Annotated in this window: 14 protein-coding genes and 1 pseudogene; 9 read left to right on the top strand and 6 right to left on the bottom strand. The window is 60.3% G+C overall.

Features of this window, described 5'->3' with window-relative positions; genetic code table 11:
* Nucleotide 1 precedes the first annotated feature (1 nt).
* The 4 genes and pseudogenes from EV130_RS15145 to EV130_RS15130 all read left to right on the top strand — a co-directional run bounded on the left by EV130_RS15145 (nucleotide 2) and on the right by EV130_RS15130 (nucleotide 4,296).
* Complete coding sequence (locus EV130_RS15145) at nucleotides 2-1,015, top strand: zinc-dependent alcohol dehydrogenase (protein WP_132550215.1); 1,014 nt, start codon at nucleotides 2-4, stop codon at nucleotides 1,013-1,015.
* Nucleotides 1,016-1,075: 60 nt separating this feature from the next.
* Nucleotides 1,076-1,807, top strand: a complete 732-nt coding sequence (gene hutC, locus EV130_RS15140) for a histidine utilization transcriptional repressor HutC (RefSeq protein WP_074061528.1) — start codon at nucleotides 1,076-1,078, stop codon at nucleotides 1,805-1,807.
* Between the two features lie 115 nt (nucleotides 1,808-1,922).
* The gene (locus EV130_RS15135) at nucleotides 1,923-3,143 is read left to right on the top strand and encodes a hypothetical protein (protein ID WP_207900885.1); all 1,221 of its coding nucleotides are present in this window, start codon (nucleotides 1,923-1,925) and stop codon (nucleotides 3,141-3,143) included.
* Between the two features lies 1 nt (nucleotide 3,144).
* Nucleotides 3,145-4,296 (top strand): annotated as a pseudogene (locus EV130_RS15130) (alpha-hydroxy acid oxidase).
* A 100-nt stretch (nucleotides 4,297-4,396) separates the two neighbouring features.
* On the opposite strand, the gene EV130_RS32570 reads toward EV130_RS15130, so the two are convergent.
* Together EV130_RS32570 and EV130_RS15125 are read right to left on the bottom strand one after the other, a co-directional pair.
* Nucleotides 4,397-4,540, bottom strand: a complete 144-nt coding sequence (locus tag EV130_RS32570) for a hypothetical protein (protein WP_165918529.1) — start codon at nucleotides 4,538-4,540, stop codon at nucleotides 4,397-4,399.
* A gap of 140 nt (nucleotides 4,541-4,680) precedes the next feature.
* Complete coding sequence (locus EV130_RS15125; RefSeq protein ID WP_074061531.1) at nucleotides 4,681-5,220, bottom strand: Pycsar system effector family protein; 540 nt, start codon at nucleotides 5,218-5,220, stop codon at nucleotides 4,681-4,683.
* 114 nt (nucleotides 5,221-5,334) lie between these two features.
* Between EV130_RS15125 and EV130_RS15120 the strand changes: the two genes are divergently transcribed.
* The 4 genes from EV130_RS15120 (at nucleotide 5,335) to EV130_RS15105 (ending at nucleotide 12,279) form a co-directional block, all read left to right on the top strand.
* Nucleotides 5,335-8,979 (top strand): FecR domain-containing protein, encoded by a 3,645-nt coding sequence (locus EV130_RS15120; RefSeq protein ID WP_132660706.1) that lies wholly within the window; start codon nucleotides 5,335-5,337, stop codon nucleotides 8,977-8,979.
* The gene (locus EV130_RS15115) at nucleotides 8,979-10,961 is read left to right on the top strand and encodes an adenylate/guanylate cyclase domain-containing protein (RefSeq protein WP_132660704.1); all 1,983 of its coding nucleotides are present in this window, start codon (nucleotides 8,979-8,981) and stop codon (nucleotides 10,959-10,961) included. The genes EV130_RS15120 and EV130_RS15115 overlap by 1 nt, the downstream gene beginning before the upstream one ends.
* Nucleotides 10,962-11,036: 75 nt before the next feature.
* Nucleotides 11,037-11,738 carry a fumarylacetoacetate hydrolase family protein gene (locus EV130_RS15110; RefSeq protein ID WP_132550230.1) on the top strand — a complete coding sequence of 234 codons (702 nt, stop codon included), beginning with the start codon at nucleotides 11,037-11,039 and terminating at the stop codon, nucleotides 11,736-11,738.
* Nucleotides 11,739-11,748: 10 nt separating this feature from the next.
* On the top strand, nucleotides 11,749-12,279 hold the full coding sequence (locus EV130_RS15105; RefSeq protein WP_074061535.1) for a gamma carbonic anhydrase family protein: 531 nt from the start codon (nucleotides 11,749-11,751) through the stop codon (nucleotides 12,277-12,279).
* Nucleotides 12,280-12,295: 16 nt separating this feature from the next.
* Here EV130_RS15105 and EV130_RS15100 read toward each other — a convergent pair whose 3' ends face one another.
* The 3 genes from EV130_RS15100 to znuC are packed head-to-tail and all read right to left on the bottom strand — an operon-like array spanning nucleotide 12,296 to nucleotide 14,359.
* Nucleotides 12,296-12,694, bottom strand: coding sequence for a Fur family transcriptional regulator (locus EV130_RS15100; RefSeq protein ID WP_074061536.1), 399 nt, complete (start codon nucleotides 12,692-12,694; stop codon nucleotides 12,296-12,298).
* Nucleotides 12,691-13,503 (bottom strand): zinc ABC transporter permease subunit ZnuB, encoded by an 813-nt coding sequence (gene znuB, locus EV130_RS15095; RefSeq protein ID WP_074061537.1) that lies wholly within the window; start codon nucleotides 13,501-13,503, stop codon nucleotides 12,691-12,693. The genes EV130_RS15100 and znuB overlap by 4 nt, the downstream gene beginning before the upstream one ends.
* On the bottom strand, nucleotides 13,496-14,359 hold the full coding sequence (gene znuC / locus EV130_RS15090; protein ID WP_074061538.1) for a zinc ABC transporter ATP-binding protein ZnuC: 864 nt from the start codon (nucleotides 14,357-14,359) through the stop codon (nucleotides 13,496-13,498). Before znuC ends, znuB begins: the two co-directional genes overlap by 8 nt.
* 100 nt (nucleotides 14,360-14,459) lie before the next feature.
* On the opposite strand from znuC, the gene EV130_RS15085 reads away from it, so the two are divergent.
* The gene (locus EV130_RS15085; RefSeq protein ID WP_074061539.1) at nucleotides 14,460-15,446 is read left to right on the top strand and encodes a zinc ABC transporter substrate-binding protein; all 987 of its coding nucleotides are present in this window, start codon (nucleotides 14,460-14,462) and stop codon (nucleotides 15,444-15,446) included.
* 281 nt (nucleotides 15,447-15,727) lie between these two features.
* On the opposite strand, the gene EV130_RS15080 is transcribed toward EV130_RS15085, so the two are convergent.
* A complete protein-coding gene (locus EV130_RS15080; RefSeq protein WP_074063202.1) occupies nucleotides 15,728-16,465 on the bottom strand; it encodes an adenylate/guanylate cyclase domain-containing protein in 738 nt (245 codons plus the stop codon).
* Nucleotides 16,466-16,629: the final 164 nt, after the last annotated feature.

Raw genomic sequence — 16,629 nt, 5'->3', positions numbered from 1 at the left:
CATGAAGGCCGTGCGGCTCTACGACGCCCGGGACTTGCGAGTGGAAGAGATGCCTCAGCCATCGGCTCCGGCGTCGGGCTTCGTCAATATCGAGGTCAGGGCCGCCGGTATCTGTGGCTCCGACCTTCACAACTACCGTACCGGCCAGTGGATCTCGCGCCGACCCTCGACGGCAGGCCATGAATTCTGCGGTCGCGTGACCGCGGTCGGAGAAGGCGTTGGCCATCTTGTACTCGGCGATGTCGTGTCGGCGGACTCACGCATGTGGTGCGGCACCTGCCCGGCCTGCAAGAGCGGCCGCAGCAATGTCTGCGAGACGCTCGGTTTCGTCGGCGAGGTTTGCGACGGCGGCTTTGCCGAGGCGGTGCAACTGCCGGCGCGCCTGGTCGTCCGTCACGATCCGCAGCTTTCGCCGCATGTCGCCGCCATGGCCGAACCGCTGGCCGTGGCCTTGCATGCCGTACGTCGCCTCGCCGTCCCCGACGGCGAACCGGTTCTCGTCGTCGGCTGCGGCACGATCGGCGGGTTGAGCGCCCTTCTTCTCTCCCGGCTGCATGACGGCCCGCTGCTACTGGCCGATCTGAACGCCGAGAGGGCCGCCCTCGTTGCCGACGTAACCGGCGGCACGTTTGTTGCTCTCGACAAGGCGGCGATCGAAGCCGTACTTTCCGGCGGACGGCTGCGCCATGCGCTGGATGCCACAGGCAGCATCCAGGCGATTGTCCAGGCGCTCGACATCCTGTCGGGCGGCGGAGCGCTGGCGCTCGTCGGGATCAGCCACGGCAAGCTCGACTTCGACCCGAACATTCTGGTCGAGCGGGAGATATCGCTGGTCGGTTGCCATGCCTTTGCCGACGAACTGCCCGAGGCCATTGGGCTGCTTGTCGATCTCGCGCCCGCGCTGCAGCGGTTCATCGAAGTGGTGCCGGCGCTCGACGAGGTTCCCGCAGCCTATGAACGGCTGTTGAGAGGCGAGAGCAAGGCGCTGAAGACGATCATCGAGGTGACGGGCTAGTCCGGCCCGTCATGTCATCTGAATGCCGGCCTTGTCAGGCGGCGCTGGAGACCTGGCCCCATGAACACTCTTTCCGATTCCGCGTCACCCCTCTACGAGAAGGTGAAGGATTTCGTCCTCGGCAATATTGGTAGCGGAAAATGGGGGCGCAACGCTCGCCTTCCGTCGGAGAACGAACTCGTCTCGACGCTTGGCGTCTCCCGCATGACCGTTCACCGGGCGCTGCGCGAACTCACCTCAGAGGGGCATCTTCGCCGCATCCAGGGCGTCGGAACCTTTGTCGCGCCACCGAAGCCGCAATCGACGTTGATCGAGATCAGCAACATTATCACCGAGATCAAGGCGCGCGGCAGCCGGCACCGGGCCGAGGTGGTCGTCCTCGAACGTATCAAACGACCGGAGCCAGAGCTACTGCTTGCCTTCGAGTTCGAGACGGTGAAGCCGGTCGACCACTCGGTCGTCATCCATTTCGAGAACGACCTGCCGGTCCAGCTTGAGGAACGCTTTGTCAATCCCGCCCTCGTTTCCGGCTATGTCGAGCAGGATTTCAGCGCCATCGCGACCTACGACTATCTGCAGAACGCCACCCCGCTGACCGAAGTGGAACACCTCATCAGTGCCCTGCCGGCCAGCGCGGACCAGGCGCGCCTGCTGCATATCCGTCCCAACGAGTGTTGCCTTGTCCTCCACCGCAAGACCTGGTCCGGCCCGGTCATCGCCACCGTCAACACGCTGACCTATGTCGGCAGCCGCTATTCGCTCGGCAGCCGCTATCTGCACGGCAGCAAGTGAGCGCGGGTCCTTTTGACCAGAAGCCCCATCCGGAAAGAACGCCATGAGCCAGCCCACGAGCCGCACTGCCGAAATCAGGAAGATCGCCAAAACCGGGAACGGCAAGGCGGAACAATTGCTGGCCGAGCTTCTGCGCGACCTTTTCAGCATTGAGGCGAGGAATGTTGTGATCAATCACGACCAGTACAGCCTCAATTCGATTAACGGCTTCTTCAAAACCGCCGATGGAGCCTTTTTCTTCAAGTTCCACCAGGAAGAGGGCGAAGAGGCCATGAGCGGTGAATATTACCGCGCCGACATCCTGGCCCGCGCCGGCCTGCCCGTGGACCAGCCGCTGCTGATGTCGGTGCTTCCGGGCGAACAGATCCTCGTCTATCACAGGCGGACCGACCCGCGCTTTTCCGATGTGCTGCGGGCGCTGGACTTGAAGGACGATCCTGCAGCGCGAAAAAGGGCTGTCGAAGCCGAACGCAGGCTGAGCGAAGCCGTGCTGAAAGTCTATCTCGACACGTTGCATCCGGTGAGCGCCGGGGAGGTTGCGGCCGAGCCGATCCATCGGCTGTTCTATGAACGCCTCATTGACCCTCCGACCGGCGCCTATCCGGGCGGGCGCATGGCGAGCTTCTATGTCGGCAAGGACTTTTCCTTGCCCGGCCTCATGCTGAATTGGGAGGCGTTTTCACGCTGCCGTTTTCTTGTCAATGGCATTGAATACCGGGACAGCATCGGCACTCTTTTCGACGCCGCGCACGAGAGACTGAGCCCGTTGCGGCTCGCAGATGCGGGTGGGGTGACGGCACATGGCGACGCCCACAACGCGAATGTCTGGTACGAGGACCGCGATGGCGAGGCCAGCTTGTCGTTCTTCGACCCCGCATTTGCCGGCGAGAACGTTCCGACGCTGCTTGCCGAGGTGAAGACCACCTTCCATAATATCCTCGCCCATCCACTATGGCTCTACGATCCGGCCATGGCGACCGAACAATACGAGGCGAGCGTGGTACTTGACGGCGATCTGCTGCGGGTGACGACCGATTTCGAGCTGAGCCCCGTCCGGCGCGCGCTGCTAGACGTGAAAGCTGAAGCCTTGTGGCGTCCGCTGCTTGCCGAACTGAAGGCGCGGGGCATGCTTCCGGCCGACTGGCGCCGGGTTATCCGGCTCGGTCTCTTCCTCTGCCCGACGCTGGTGATGAACCTGCGTGCCGGCGCTGCGAGCCACAACCCGGTTTCCTCGCTGATCGGCTTTTCCATCGCGGTCGCCGCCGGCAGTGAGCCGGTGGCAGGGAAAGATGACATTTCCAGCTTCCTCGACCTGATCGATCCCGACAGAGACTGACATGAACCCGGTCAACATCCACGACTTCCGCGATGTCGCGCGGCGGAAGCTGCCGAAGATCTTCTTCGACTATATCGATGGCGGATCCTTCGAGGAGGAAACGATGCGGGCGAACCGATCGGACTTTTCCCGCATTGCCCTGCGCCAGAACGTCCTGGTCGAACCGCGGCCGCAGGACCTCTCGACCACCTATCTCGGGCGCCGCCATCCCCTGCCCTTCATGCTCGGTCCAGTCGGATTCCTCGGTCTCTATTCCGGCAAGGGCGAGATCAAGGCCGCTCGAGCAGCGCATGCCGCCGCCATTCCCTTTTGTTTGTCGACCTTTTCCATCGCCTCGCTGGCCGATCTGCGCGCAAAGACGGACGGGCCCCTCCATTTCCAGCTCTACGTTCTTAACGACCGCTCGCTGTGTGAGGAATTTCTCGACTCGGCGGAGAAGGCTGGCGTCGATACTCTATTCGTCACGGTCGATACCGCCATAACCGGCATCCGCGAGCGTGACGTGCGCAACGGCTTTCGTTCTCTCACTCGCGTCACGCCGGCGCTTCTTGCCCGTCTGCTGATGCGGCCCCGATGGCTAGCCGACATCGCCCTCACCGGTATGCCGTCGGTCAGGGCAATCGAGCACCGGCCAGAATTCGGCCGCGGCGCGCTGGAGCAGGCGGCCAATCTCTCGCGTCGAATCGACAAGACGCTGTCGTGGAAGGACATTGCCTGGTTGCGCGAGCGTTGGACGGGCAAGCTTGTGATCAAAGGAGTTCTCACGCCCGAGGATGCTGTGTCCGCCTGAGACCTTGGCTGTGATGGCGTGGTGATTTCCAATCACGGCGGACGTCAGCTCGACGGGGCCTCGAGCACGATCCGCGCCCTGCCCGGCATCCGCGCTGCCGTCGGAAACGACTTCTGCCTGATGCTCGACGGCGGTATTCTTCGTGGCGCGGACGTCATCAAGGCGATTGCGCTCGGAGCTGACGGCGTAATGCTTGGCCGGGCATATGCCTACGGCCTCTCGGCCGCCGGCGAGGCGGGGGTCGCCGAGGTGATCGCCATCCTCGAGCGGGAGATTTCGATCAGCCTTGCGCTGATGGGCATTGCGTCCATCGATCAGCTGAAAGGCTCAGGGAGTTCCGCTGTCGTGCGGTATGAGACTTGATAGGCCTCGCAACTTCGACAGTGGTTGCTTCGCTAGACTCGGGAGTGGCAAAGCGCTCGATCCGTTGTTCTCCAGCGCTGATTCCCGGCCTGAACTGACCTCAATTTGGTATCTGGTACACGGCAACAGCGTCAAATAGTTGTTGAATAACCAACAAATTCGCACCGTCCGTCCAGTCGATCATCGGCGCAACGGAAAACACCGGGCCATTGGAATAATGCCCCTTGCCGTCTGCCACAGACATCCTGCCGCCTTGCGTGATTTTAAGCTCGATCTCGTTTCGCTACCGCCCCGGTGTTCCGAACCACAGCATGGTGAGCATAGCTCACGCGGGACGAGGGCTTCTCGCGAAGAAATAGGACCAAGGCCAGCTTGGGCCCCCGCTTAGGCGGCAATGAGCAGGAGCACATAGGCAATCACGGTCACCATCAACCCGCGGAAGGCGAAGGTCACGCAGCGATATTTTCCTCGGGCGATTGCCGAGAGAATATCGGCATTGTTCAGATACTCGTTGAAAAGATAGACCTCGTCCCGGCGCTGCGCTGCATCCCAGAAGCGATGGCGGTGCTTGCCCCATGACCCCCAGAACAGGGAGGTCGACTTGTTAACGTGGCGCGGCAGAACTGCGAGGATGGCCGATATGATTGAAAAGACCGACGCCGCGGCAAGCAATCCCGAGAAAAGCATGCTCTGCTGGTACCCGTTAACATAGCGCTCCAAGGTAAATACGCTGCGAACCTCACTCGAACTAACCAAGAATGCGAGCATGAAAGTAAAGATATAGGCAGCTTTCTGATCTGAAATCTTGATCTGGTCGTAAAATATATCGTTAATTTTCTTTATGTGATCAAAATACTCTGCACCTATATCCTCTGTCGAGGGCCCACTCCTCATAAGCTCAGCCGCACTTTCAAAATCGGTCACGTTCTCAACTCCAGCCTAAAAGTGTTTCCGTGATATTACACTTCACAGCCAAAGCAATAGCGCGCATGCAGCGCATCTTGACTTTTCAACTTCATATAGACAAACGCATTAGACATGAGGGGAAAATTCATCAGTTCCATGTCCGCCGTTACGGCGTTGAGCGTGGCGTGCTGTCTTGGGCGGCCGGCAGCCGCTGAACCCGTACGCCGCGCGGCACCGGCTGCAGGCTCCGTGATCGACCGCAGGGTCGGCGAGGAAGTCCGGTTCGTCGACCTGTCCAACTGGCAGAATGTCGACCTTAACCAGGAGCTTTTGGGCGGCGACGTGCTGCGTACCAATGCCACCGGCCAACTCGCGGTCCTGTTCGCGGACCGCACGCAGGTACGCCTCGGCCGGAATTCGTCGCTGCAGGTCAAGCAGATGGCGCCGGCGGGCGATACGATCCTCAACCTCCAGTCCGGCACGATGTGGGCCCGCGCCCAGCGCGGCGGCTCGGGCCTGACCGTTCAGACACCGGCCGCAGCAGCTGCCATCCGCGGCACCGACTGGACGCTGACGGTCAAGGGAGACCAAACCTCGCTGATCGTGCTGGAAGGCCGCGTCGAGCTGAAGAACGAGCACGGTAGCGTCGAGGTCACGCAGGGCCAAGCGGCCGTCGCCACCATCGGACAGGCGCCCCGCAAGCTTGTCATCGTTGCGCCGGACGACCGCGAGCAGATGCTGTTCTACCTGACGCTGCGCGGCGGTTTCACCTTCATGCCCGCCTCGCCGCTTCCGGTCCAGAAGATGCGCAGCGAACGCAGCCGCATCGAAGCCAGGGCACCTGAGGCAAGAAGTGCGGAGGACTGGCTGACGCTTTCAGAGGTACAACTGTCACTCGACGGCCGGCAGAAGGCGCAGGAATCGCTGGCGAATGCGCGCATGTTCAAGCTTTCCGCCGCCCAGCGCGCTCGTGCCGACCTGATCGACGCCCTGATTGCCGGCGCCGAAAAGCGATATGACGAGGCAGCAAAATTGTTCTCGCGGGCTGAACGGGTGCTCGATCCGCAGCGCCGGAGCATCGCGGCCTATGGCAGCTATTATTCGCGTTCCCTGCGTGATCCCAGTCATGCCGAAAAGCCGCCGGCAAACGTCACGGGCCCCTATTCTGCCGTGATGAAGGCTTACACTTCAGGGTTCCTTGAGGACATCCCGGCCGCGATAGCGACGATGAAGCAGGCGGAAGCGCGATATCCCAACGATTCCACCCTGCCCGCCTTGCGCGCCCAGCTCGCGATGCTGATCAACGACCGAATCCAGATGAAAGAGGCGATCGACCGATCGCTCTCGATCGACCCGACCGATCCCAATGCGTTGCAGGCCCGAGCCCGCATGCGCGCCGATTATGAAGGTAATCTCGATGGCGCGCTTATGGACCTGAACAATGCGATCAGTATCGCGCCGGGCTCGTCCAGCGCCTGGAACGACCTCGGCCTGCTCCAGGATGCCCGCGGTGCGACGCGCGAAGCGGAAGCCGCGCTCAAGAAGTCCATCGAGCTTGATCCAGACGATCCGGTTGGCCATGCAAATCTCGCGATCCTCTATCTCGACCAGTCGCGTATGAAAGAGGCCAAGCGCGAGATCGATTTGGCGCTTGCCGCCGACCCTGCCTTCAACATCGCCATTTTGGCACGCGGCCGCTATTATCTGCAGATGAACGAGAGGGAAAAAGCGGTCGATGACCTGCTCGCCTCCTCGACTGCCAACCCCGGCTATTCGCAGGCCCAGCTCATGCTCGCCGCCGGCCACTACGAGAATGGCGACCGCGAAGCCTCCAGTCAGGCGCTCGATAATGCCGATCGGCTGGACAAGAACGATCCTTCTGTCGCAGCATTCCGCGCAGCCGTCGCAATAGACGACTATGACTCAGATGGCGCGATGAAGAGTGCCCGTGAATATCTCAAGCGATCGCGCGCGCGGGGAGGATATTACGCCTCGCTTGGAGCCAACCAAAACGGCGGCTCGACGCTCAATGCAGCTTTTCGCCTCCAGGGTTTGGACGCCTGGGGTCAATACTACGGCGATGCGGTCTTCGATCCGTTTTCGGGCAGCAGCTATTTCGACCAGACTTTTCGTGGAAGCGTAAACCCGCTCGCCAATTCATTTCTTTATGGCGGGAACGTGGTCACCAACACCGCAAACGCGTCATCCTATTCATCCTTCATTCAAGGATTATTGTTTGATCCCCACATGCTTTCGGGTCGCTCGCGGTCGGCAAATCTTGCGCGCATGCCCTTCCTGGAAGGCTCGATTGGCGCTGGAACGACGCTGACGCAAGAAAGTGCGGGCTCGTTGGGTGAGGCTGAGATTCAGGGCTTTTCCAATGAACCCCGGCCCATCAGCTTCTTCGCAAATTTCCAGTGGGAAAAGACCTCTGACACGACACGCGAATACAATAACGGTGCGCTTGATTTAAACACCGATACGAAGCTTGTCGCCGGCAATGGCTACGTGACGGCATCGATAACTCCGGACGATCGTTTCGTCGCATTCCTCAATCATTCAGATTCAAAATACGATCTCGACATTCCGTCCAGAGCATTTCTGCCGCTGGTGCCAGGCCTCTACTATGGCCTTGATAACCAATTTACCATTGCCGGCGTCGGCTTGAGCCATACTTTCGGATATCGGAACGTCGTAAATTCAGCTTTCTTCTATTCATCAGTTGATTCTTCGATGGATCAAAACATTCTCGTTCCGCCACTAATTCCCGGTCTGTTTTCAAGCCTAATACTCACTAAGCAGGAAAATTACGTCGGCGCGATAAATCGCACCTACGGTATGGACGACCTGACCTGGCGCTATGGGATCGAAGGAGGATGGATCGACACAGAAACGACCACGGGCGTTTCATTCGCTGGTATCCCTCTCGGTGAGGTCGAGGAACGCACCGGTACTCGCTATGGCAAGGTATACATCGATCTCCTTCACGAGATAACGCCCGATTTGACGGCGCAGTACGGGCTCTTCGGGACCTTTTACCAAGGCGACGAGGTAGACATTCAACGTCTAGAGCCCCGTATAGGAGTCGCTTGGTCGCCGGCGGTGGGCCATTGGCTGCGAGCCGGTTACTTGCGACAAGGCACGAACGGGACCACGCCGACCCTTGCCCCGGTCGGCATCGTCGGCCTGCAGCCTAACACATTCGGCACCGATCTTTCAGGATATGCGGATACGTTCACTGTTCGATGGGATGCTGAATGGAATGATTGGTTGTTTACGGCTGTAGACTTCCAGCATCAGGAACTCCGCGACCTCTCAATCGACAACATCATTGCTCTGGAGAGCTTTGACACCCGCAAAGCGCGCGCAGATCGTGCTTCGTTTACAGCAAACGTTGCTTTGGGACATGGGTTTGGCTTGGCTGCGACATACGCCCTCAGCGATTCCGAAGATAACGATCCGTCGAGCGGCGGTTATGGACAAGAATTGCCATTCCTTCCAAGGTACTCGGGACAAATTGCCCTCACCTGGGTGAACGAAGCCAATGTGAAAGCTACGCTTGCGGCCAACTACGTCGGCGAACGCCATGGCGATCAGTCCGACGAGATTCTCGATGATTACTGGACGCTCGATGCAAATCTTGTCTGGGAGCCACTTGATAAGCGGTTCGCACTCGAAGCAGCAGCTTACAATCTGCTTGATGAGGATTTTGAGGTCGCCTCAGGATTCAATGGCTGGGGCCGCGTGTTCAAAGGCACGCTTGAAATTCGCTTCTGATGATCGCGGTCGCAGATACCGGGCGCAAAATACGCCAACCAGGCTGGCCGTTCAGCAGCCGACCGGTGCGGCTGGCGGTTCTGGTGCTTTTGACGCTGATTGCCATTTCGCTGCTATCGCGTCTGCCGGCCTGGTCGCTGCTGGAACTGCGGAGCTTCGATTATCTTTCGACCGTCGACGATCCGCTGCCGCCTGCTGATGCGCCGGTGATCGTGGCGATCGACGAGCCGTCGCTTGCGGAGATCAACGAGCAATGGCCCTGGCCGCGCAGCCTGCATGCCCGGCTGATCCGGCAGCTGCGCGCAGCGGGCGCCAAGACAATCGGCCTCGATATCATCATGGCCGAACAGTCTTCGCGAGAGGACGATGCCGCAATAACTGCGGCCGTTGGGCCGGACATTGTGCTTGCCGGCGACGAAACGCTGATCCAGACGCCGCAGGCCGACCAGTTGATCCGCGCCACGCCGATGCCGCAACTGACGGAAGCCGGCGCGAGAACCGGCATCGCTTCGATCGATCTCGGCGGCGACGGCGTCTTCCGCACCATCCCGCCCTATCAGGACGGCTTTGCCATCACCCTTGCGCAGGCAGCCGGGACGGCACCGGGCCGCCTGCCCGCCAACGCGCTCATTCAGTCATTCGGACCATCACGAAGTTACCCGACGGTTTCTTATTATCAGGCGCTGGACCCAGAGAACTTTCTGCCGAAGGATTTCTTCAAGGACCGCGTGGTACTCGTCGGGCTCAGCCTGCAGAATGCGCCGGAAATCGACAAAGGCGGTGCAGATGCCTTTGCCACGCCTTACACGGTCCATACCGGCAGACTGATCGCCGGCGTCGAAATCCAGGCGACGATCTATGACAACATCGTGCACCGTTATTCGATCGAGCTGGCGCGCCTTCCAGTGGTTGCCTTCGCCATTCTGATCGCCGCCATCCTCGCTGCAGCGACCGTCTGGAAATCCACGGGCTGGCCGACATCCGCCGCCACGGTTGTCTTCATCGGTGTCGCGGCGGCGCTGAGCTATGCCGGCATCCGCTTCGGCAATCTGTTCGTCTCGCCGCTGGGGCCGGTCGTAGCTTATGTGTCGGTCGCCTTCGGCCAGGCGGCATTCGATTTTGCCGAAGAGCGACGCAAGAAGAAGCAGATCACTCTCGCCTTCTCGCAATATATATCGCCCGATCTCGTCAAACGGCTTTCCGAGGATCCATCACAGCTGAAGCTCGGCGGCGAGCGGCGGACGCTATCGGTCCTGTTTTCGGACGTGCGGGGTTTCACGACGATTGCCGAAACGCTGAAGGACGATCCGGAGCAGCTCACCGGCCTCATCAACCGCCTCCTGACACCGCTTTCCGATGTCGTGATGGATCACGCCGGGACGATCGACAAGTATATGGGCGATTGCATCATGGCCTTCTGGAACGCGCCCCTCGACGATGCGGATCATGCGCTGCATGCCGTTGCGGCCTCGCTCGCGATGCAAGAAGCGATCGCAAGCCTGAACAGGCAGCTCGAGAAGGAGGCCAGGATAAACGGAACGCCGCTGCATGCGCTGAAAATGGGCGTCGGCATCAATACCGGCGAGTGCGTTGTAGGCAACATGGGCTCGCACCGGCGTTTCGATTATTCCTGTCTCGGGGACGCGGTCAATCTCGCCTCGCGCCTGGAGGGAGTCTCGAAAAATTATGGTGTCGCTCTGCTTCTCGGCGAGCAGACTGCAAAGCTTGTGGCAGACACCTATACCGTCGCCGAGCTCGACCGTGTCATGGTCAAAGGCAAGACGCTCCCCACGCCGGTTTTCACGGTGCTGCATCACGCGGGTGCCGCGTCGCTGGCAGCGCACCAGGCTTTCGTCGAAATGAAATATGCGGGCAGGCTTTCGCCGAACGATCCCGTATTCGATACGCTGCCGCAGGCGATCCCCGAACTTGCGGCCTATTATCAGATCGTCCGCAGCGATGTCTCGGGCACGGAAGGATAATCGTACCGTTGCGCTTTCCCCGCTTGCGATTTTCCGTTTAAGATCGTCGGATTCGATAACAGCTAGAGCATCTCAATGTCAGCAAGAAGCCCCGCTACCGTCATTCCGCTTCCGCAGCCGGTTCTACTTCCCATCGAAGGCAGCAGCGACGTCTTTCCGGTACGCCGCGTCTATTGCGTCGGGCGCAACTATGCCGATCACGCAATCGAGATGGGGCACGACCCGAGCCGCGAGCCGCCGTTCTTCTTTCAAAAAAACGCTGACAACCTGCTGCCTCCCGGCAAGCCATTCCCCTATCCGTCCCTTTCCACTGATGTGCATTACGAGGCAGAATGCGTGATTGTGCTGAAATCCGGCGGCGGGAACATTCCCCTCAGCAGCGCGCTTGACTGCATCTATGGCTATGGCGTCGGCATCGATTTCACCCGCCGCGATCTGCAGGCCGAGGCAAAGAAGCTCGGCCGTCCCTGGGAAGTGGCAAAGGCCTTTGAATACTCGGCACCGGTTTCGGCAATCGTACCTGCAAGCCGCCTCGGCCATCCGGAGGCGGGCCGCATCTGGCTCGACCACAACGGCAAGCGCGTTCAGGACGGCGACCTGAAGCAGATGATCTGGAAGATGCCGGAAATCATCGCTGAGCTCTCCAAGCTCTTCGTCCTGGCGCCCGGTGACGTCATCATGACCGGCACGCCGGCCGGTGTCGGCGCCGTCGAGAAAGGCGATCGCGTCGAATGCGGCATTGATGGTATCGCGACGCTTGCCGTAACAGTCGCCTGAGGAGATTGCCATGCCCGTTTACACGCTTGGGGGATTGTCGCCGAAATTGCCGCCGAGCGGGCTCTACTGGATTGCGCCTGACGCGCATGTAATCGGGCAGACGGAGCTTGGCGAAGGCGTCGGCATCTGGTTCGGGGCCGTGCTTCGCGGCGACAACGAGACGGTCACCGTCGGCAGCAACACCAATATCCAGGAAGGCGCGATGCTTCACACCGATCCGGGCTTTCCGGTGACGATCGGCCAAGGCTGCACCATCGGTCATCACGCGATCGTCCACGGCTGCACGATCGGCGACAATTCACTGATCGGCATGGGCGCAACCGTCTTGAACGGCGCGAAGATCGGAAACAACTGCCTTGTCGGTGCCAATGCCCTGGTGACGGAAGGCAAGGCATTTCCCGACGGTTCACTGATCGTCGGCTCGCCTGCCCGCGCGATACGGACACTCGATGAAAAGGCGATAGAGGGGCTCAGGCGCTCGGCGGAAAAATATGTCGCCAACTGGCAGCGCTTCGCCCGCGACTTGAAGCGGATCGACTAGCCGGCGAGGAATTGTACTAGGCGGCGCAGGTCTCGCAAAGACCGCGGATTTCGATCGTCGTCTTCTCCGCCTTGAATTTCTTGCCGCGGGTCCAGTTCATCAGCCGGTTATCGACGTCGTGATCGTGGAATTCCATAACATGGCCGCAGCTTTCGCAAATCGCGAAGGCAACGGTGCCGTGGCTGTGGCAATTCTCGTTCGGATGAGCGCAGACAACGAAGGAATTGATACTCTCCAGCCGATGCACGACGCCATATTCGAGCAGCTTCTCCAACGCACGGTAGACCTGCAGAGGGGCGCGGAACCCGTGGTCGCGCAACTTGTCGAGGATGGTATAGGCGCTGAGCGGGCCGTCGGCCTTTTCCAGCACGTCGAAGACCAGCGCCTGGTTCTTGGTCAGTTGAGGTGCGTTCATGAGCCTTGTCCTTGCGGTTCCTTGCGCCCCAGCCGCGGCAGCAGGCTGAAGATGAAGAGAATGAGTGCGGCAACCACGATCGACGGGCCTGACGGGGTATCGTAGGTGAGCGAGCCGAACAGGCCGCCGACGACGGCGGCAGCACCGATCAGAGACGCGAGAACGGCCATGAACTCCGGTGTCGACGAGAAACGGCGGGCCGCGGCCGCCGGGATGATCAGCAGCGACGTGATCAGCATTATGCCGACGATCTTCATGGCAATGGCGATGACGATCGCCATCAGGAGCATGAAAAAGAGCTTCGCCCGTTCCGGTTGCAGCCCCTCGGCTTCGGCAAGCTCGGGGTTGACGGTCGACGCCAACAGCGGACGCCAGAGCCAGGCGATTGCAGCGACGACGAAGAAGCCGCCGCCCCAGATCAACGCGATATCGCTTTTCGCGACGGCGAGGATATCGCCGAAAAGGAAGGCGATGAGGTCGATGCGCACCCAACTCATGAAGGCGACCATGACGAGCCCGATCGCCAGCGTCGCGTGCGACAAGATGCCGAGCAGCGCATCGGCCGACAGCGCCTGCCGCTTCTGCAAGAAGAGCAACAGGATCGAAACTGTCGCCGCAACAGCAAAGACGGCTAACGTCAGGTTGAACTCAAAGAGCAGCGACAGCGCAACACCAAGCAGCGCGGAATGAGCGATCGTATCGCCGAAATAGGCCATGCGCCGCCAGATGATGAAGCAGCCGAGCGGCCCGGTTGTGAGCGCCAGGCCGACACCGGCAAGGATCGCGCGGACGAAGAAATCGTCAAGCATGGCGCTCTCCCGCATGATGGTGGCGCTCGTCATCGAAGTGATCGTGATCGTGGTGATGGCCGTCGTCGGGATGGCAATGATCCGTCACCGAACCATCTGAATGCAGCACGCGGCCGTCCGGCAGATGCGTGTGGTCGTGGTGGTGGCTGTAAACGGCGAGCGTCTTTGCCGCACGGGTGCCGAAGAGTCGCACATATTCCGGGCTCTGGCTGACCGTCTCCGGCGTGCCACGGCAGCAGACATGGCCATTGAGGCAAATGACCGTATCGGTCTCCGCCATGACGACATGGAGATCATGCGAGATCAAGAGGATTCCGCAGCCGGTGGAATTACGGATCTGCTTGATGAGATCGTATAGCGCGATCTCGCCGGAGAAATCGACGCCCTGAACCGGTTCATCCAGCACGAGCAGATCGGGCTTGCGGGCGATGGCACGCGCCATCAGCGCCCGCTGGAACTCGCCGCCGGAAAGGTGCTGCACCTCGGCATTCAGCATATGAGCCATGCCGGCGGCCTCGAGCGCGGCCATCATCTCGCCTTCCGGAAGCGAGCCGGTCAGTGTCATGAGGCGCCGGACGGTGAGCGGCAGCGTCCAGTCGATCGCAAGCTTCTGCGGCACGTAGCCGACCTTGAGGCTGCTTGCTCGCTCCACCTTGCCCTCATCTGGCTTCAAAATGCCGATCGCCGCCTTGGCGCTTGTCGATTTTCCGGAGCCGTTCGGGCCGATCAGGGTGACGATCTCGCCGCGTGAAATCGAAAAATCCACGCCCCGGACGAGCCAGCGGCCATCCCGCCGGACACCCACATTGTGGAGAGAGACCAGCGGCTCCGAAGCAGGGTTTGCGGGAGATAACATCATTTTTCCGACAGTGCTGTTGCCTCATGCTATCGCACACGTTATAGCATTACGCAATTGATGTAATAACATTACAACTGAATTCAAGCGGAGCGTGAACATGAAAATGGCTATCGGCCTTTCCCTGGCGATCTCGGCAGTCCTGCTGGCCGGCGCATCCAAGGCGGCGGATGCACCGGCTGTCGTAACCTCGATCAAGCCGATCCATTCGCTGGTTTCGGCAATCATGCAGGGCATCGGGACGCCCGAACTCATCGTCGATGGCCCCGCCTCACCGCATACCTACAATCTCAAGCCGTCGGACGCGAGCGCACTGCAGAGCGCCAAGGTGATCTTCTGGGTTGGTCCCGGCCTCGAAGCGTTCCTCGAAAAGCCGCTGGAATCGCTGGGCTCCGGCGCCAGCATCGCCGAGCTGGAGGATGCGCCAGGCCTCGTGAAGCTGAAGTTCCGCGAAGGCGGCGCCTTCGAACCGCACGGTGATGGCGACGAGGCGGAAGCCGGACATAAGCATGAAGAGGCCGGGCACGATCATGACACGCATGCGCAAGACGATCACGCTCACGGCGAATTTGACACGCACCTCTGGCTCGACCCGATGAACGCCAAGGCCATGGCTGCGCAAATCACCACGACGCTGGTGGCCGCCGATCCCGCCAACGCGCTGACCTACCAGGCCAATGCCAAGGCCCTCGACGGAAAGATCGATGCGCTCGACCAGGAAATTACCGGCATCATTGCCCCGGTGAAGGACAGGCCTTTCATCGTCTTTCACGACGCCTATCAGTATTTCGAGCACCGTTATGGCGTCCGCGTCGCTGGCTCCATTACGGTGAGCCCGGAAAACATGCCCGGCGCCGAGCGCGTATCGGAGATCCACAAAAAGGTTGCCGACCTCAGCGCCACCTGCGTCTTCGCCGAACCGCAGTTCGAGCCGCGCCTGGTCGGCGTCGTCATCGAAGGAACCAATGCGAAAGCCGGCGTGCTCGACCCGGAGGCAGCAACGCTGGAGGCAGGTCCCGATCTTTATTTCACAATGATGCGCGGCATCGCCAACAGCTTGAAGGATTGCCTTTCGCGCGAAAGCTGAGCCGCAAAGGCGAGCGTTTATGCTCGCCTTCTTCGCAAGGTGGCCACTGCGCACAGCATGACGGCGATGAACTCAGGCCGCTTCGCTGCATCTTTAAGGAGCGTGAACCGTTGCCGCCGATCGAGGGACTGAGCGAACCCACGGACAATGAGGCTGCGTCCCGGGGAGTCTCGCCAGGGAAGATACTGCTATCTGCCGCGCAAAAGCTGCGTTGGAAACGGAAAGCCGCCTGAGAAATCGCGCCCGGCCCTCAATCTCAAGGACGCGGCATTCAACGGTTTTCAGATCGAGTAAAGCGCAATCGGCTTCTCAAAGCCCTTCAAGCGATATGCCCGACCTTTGCTGTCGGCCGTTTGGCTCTGCGCCCGCTCGCAAACGGCCTTGGTGACGAGAATCCGCCCTGCGTCAGCAACCGACTGCGCGCGAGCAGCCGTATTCACAACAGTTCCAATCGCAGTCAGATCGCGATGCGATCGGCCGAACTCTCCGAAGCTGGCCTCGCCGGAATCGATGCCTATACCAACACCGAATTCACTTCCGTCCAGGCCGGCACCTTCAGCGATGTGACGTTCACGACGCAACTGGCAGCGGCGCTGAATCTCCCGGGCAGCGAGCACAGCACGTGCGGCGTGGTCCTGGTGGTGGATCGGAAAGTTGAATATAGCCATGATGGCGTCCCCGACCGTCTTGTTGAGAAGGCCGTCATATTCCCAAATTGCTGTGGCGCATTCATCGTAGAAATCATCCAGCAGCGAGGAGACAATATCTGCCGACAGCGACTGCGAAAGCGTCGTATAGCCTCTCAGATCTGCAAAAAGTACGGATACATCAACATTAATCTTGCGGGCTTTCATCACGCGCGTGAACATAAGTTCGCAAATCGTGCAGGTGTTCGGATTCATCCGGCTCGGCCGTATGCCGAAGGCGCGGAAGGGAATGGAAGCCAGTCCGTGCAAGGGCACCGGGAGACGCATCTGCTGCCAGCAGCCCTTGCAAATCCTGGATTGAGAAAACGACATCTTGCCGCCGCCCTGTTTGCGTGCCGTTTTGCGACTTTCGCACATCCGGGCCAGAAAATCTTCAAAAAAGCCCGTATCTGCGTTGTAACGGCGACCGCGCGCAGACATGGGATGTCGGATTCTCGTCGAGCCACTCGTCTTCAAGACACCAGACGTGGAGAACA

The organism is Rhizobium azibense (assembly GCF_004342325.1).
Lineage (GTDB): Bacteria > Pseudomonadota > Alphaproteobacteria > Rhizobiales > Rhizobiaceae > Rhizobium > Rhizobium etli_B.
Note: the sequence above shows the minus strand (reverse complement) of the source record. Positions and strands in the feature narration are given on the sequence as shown.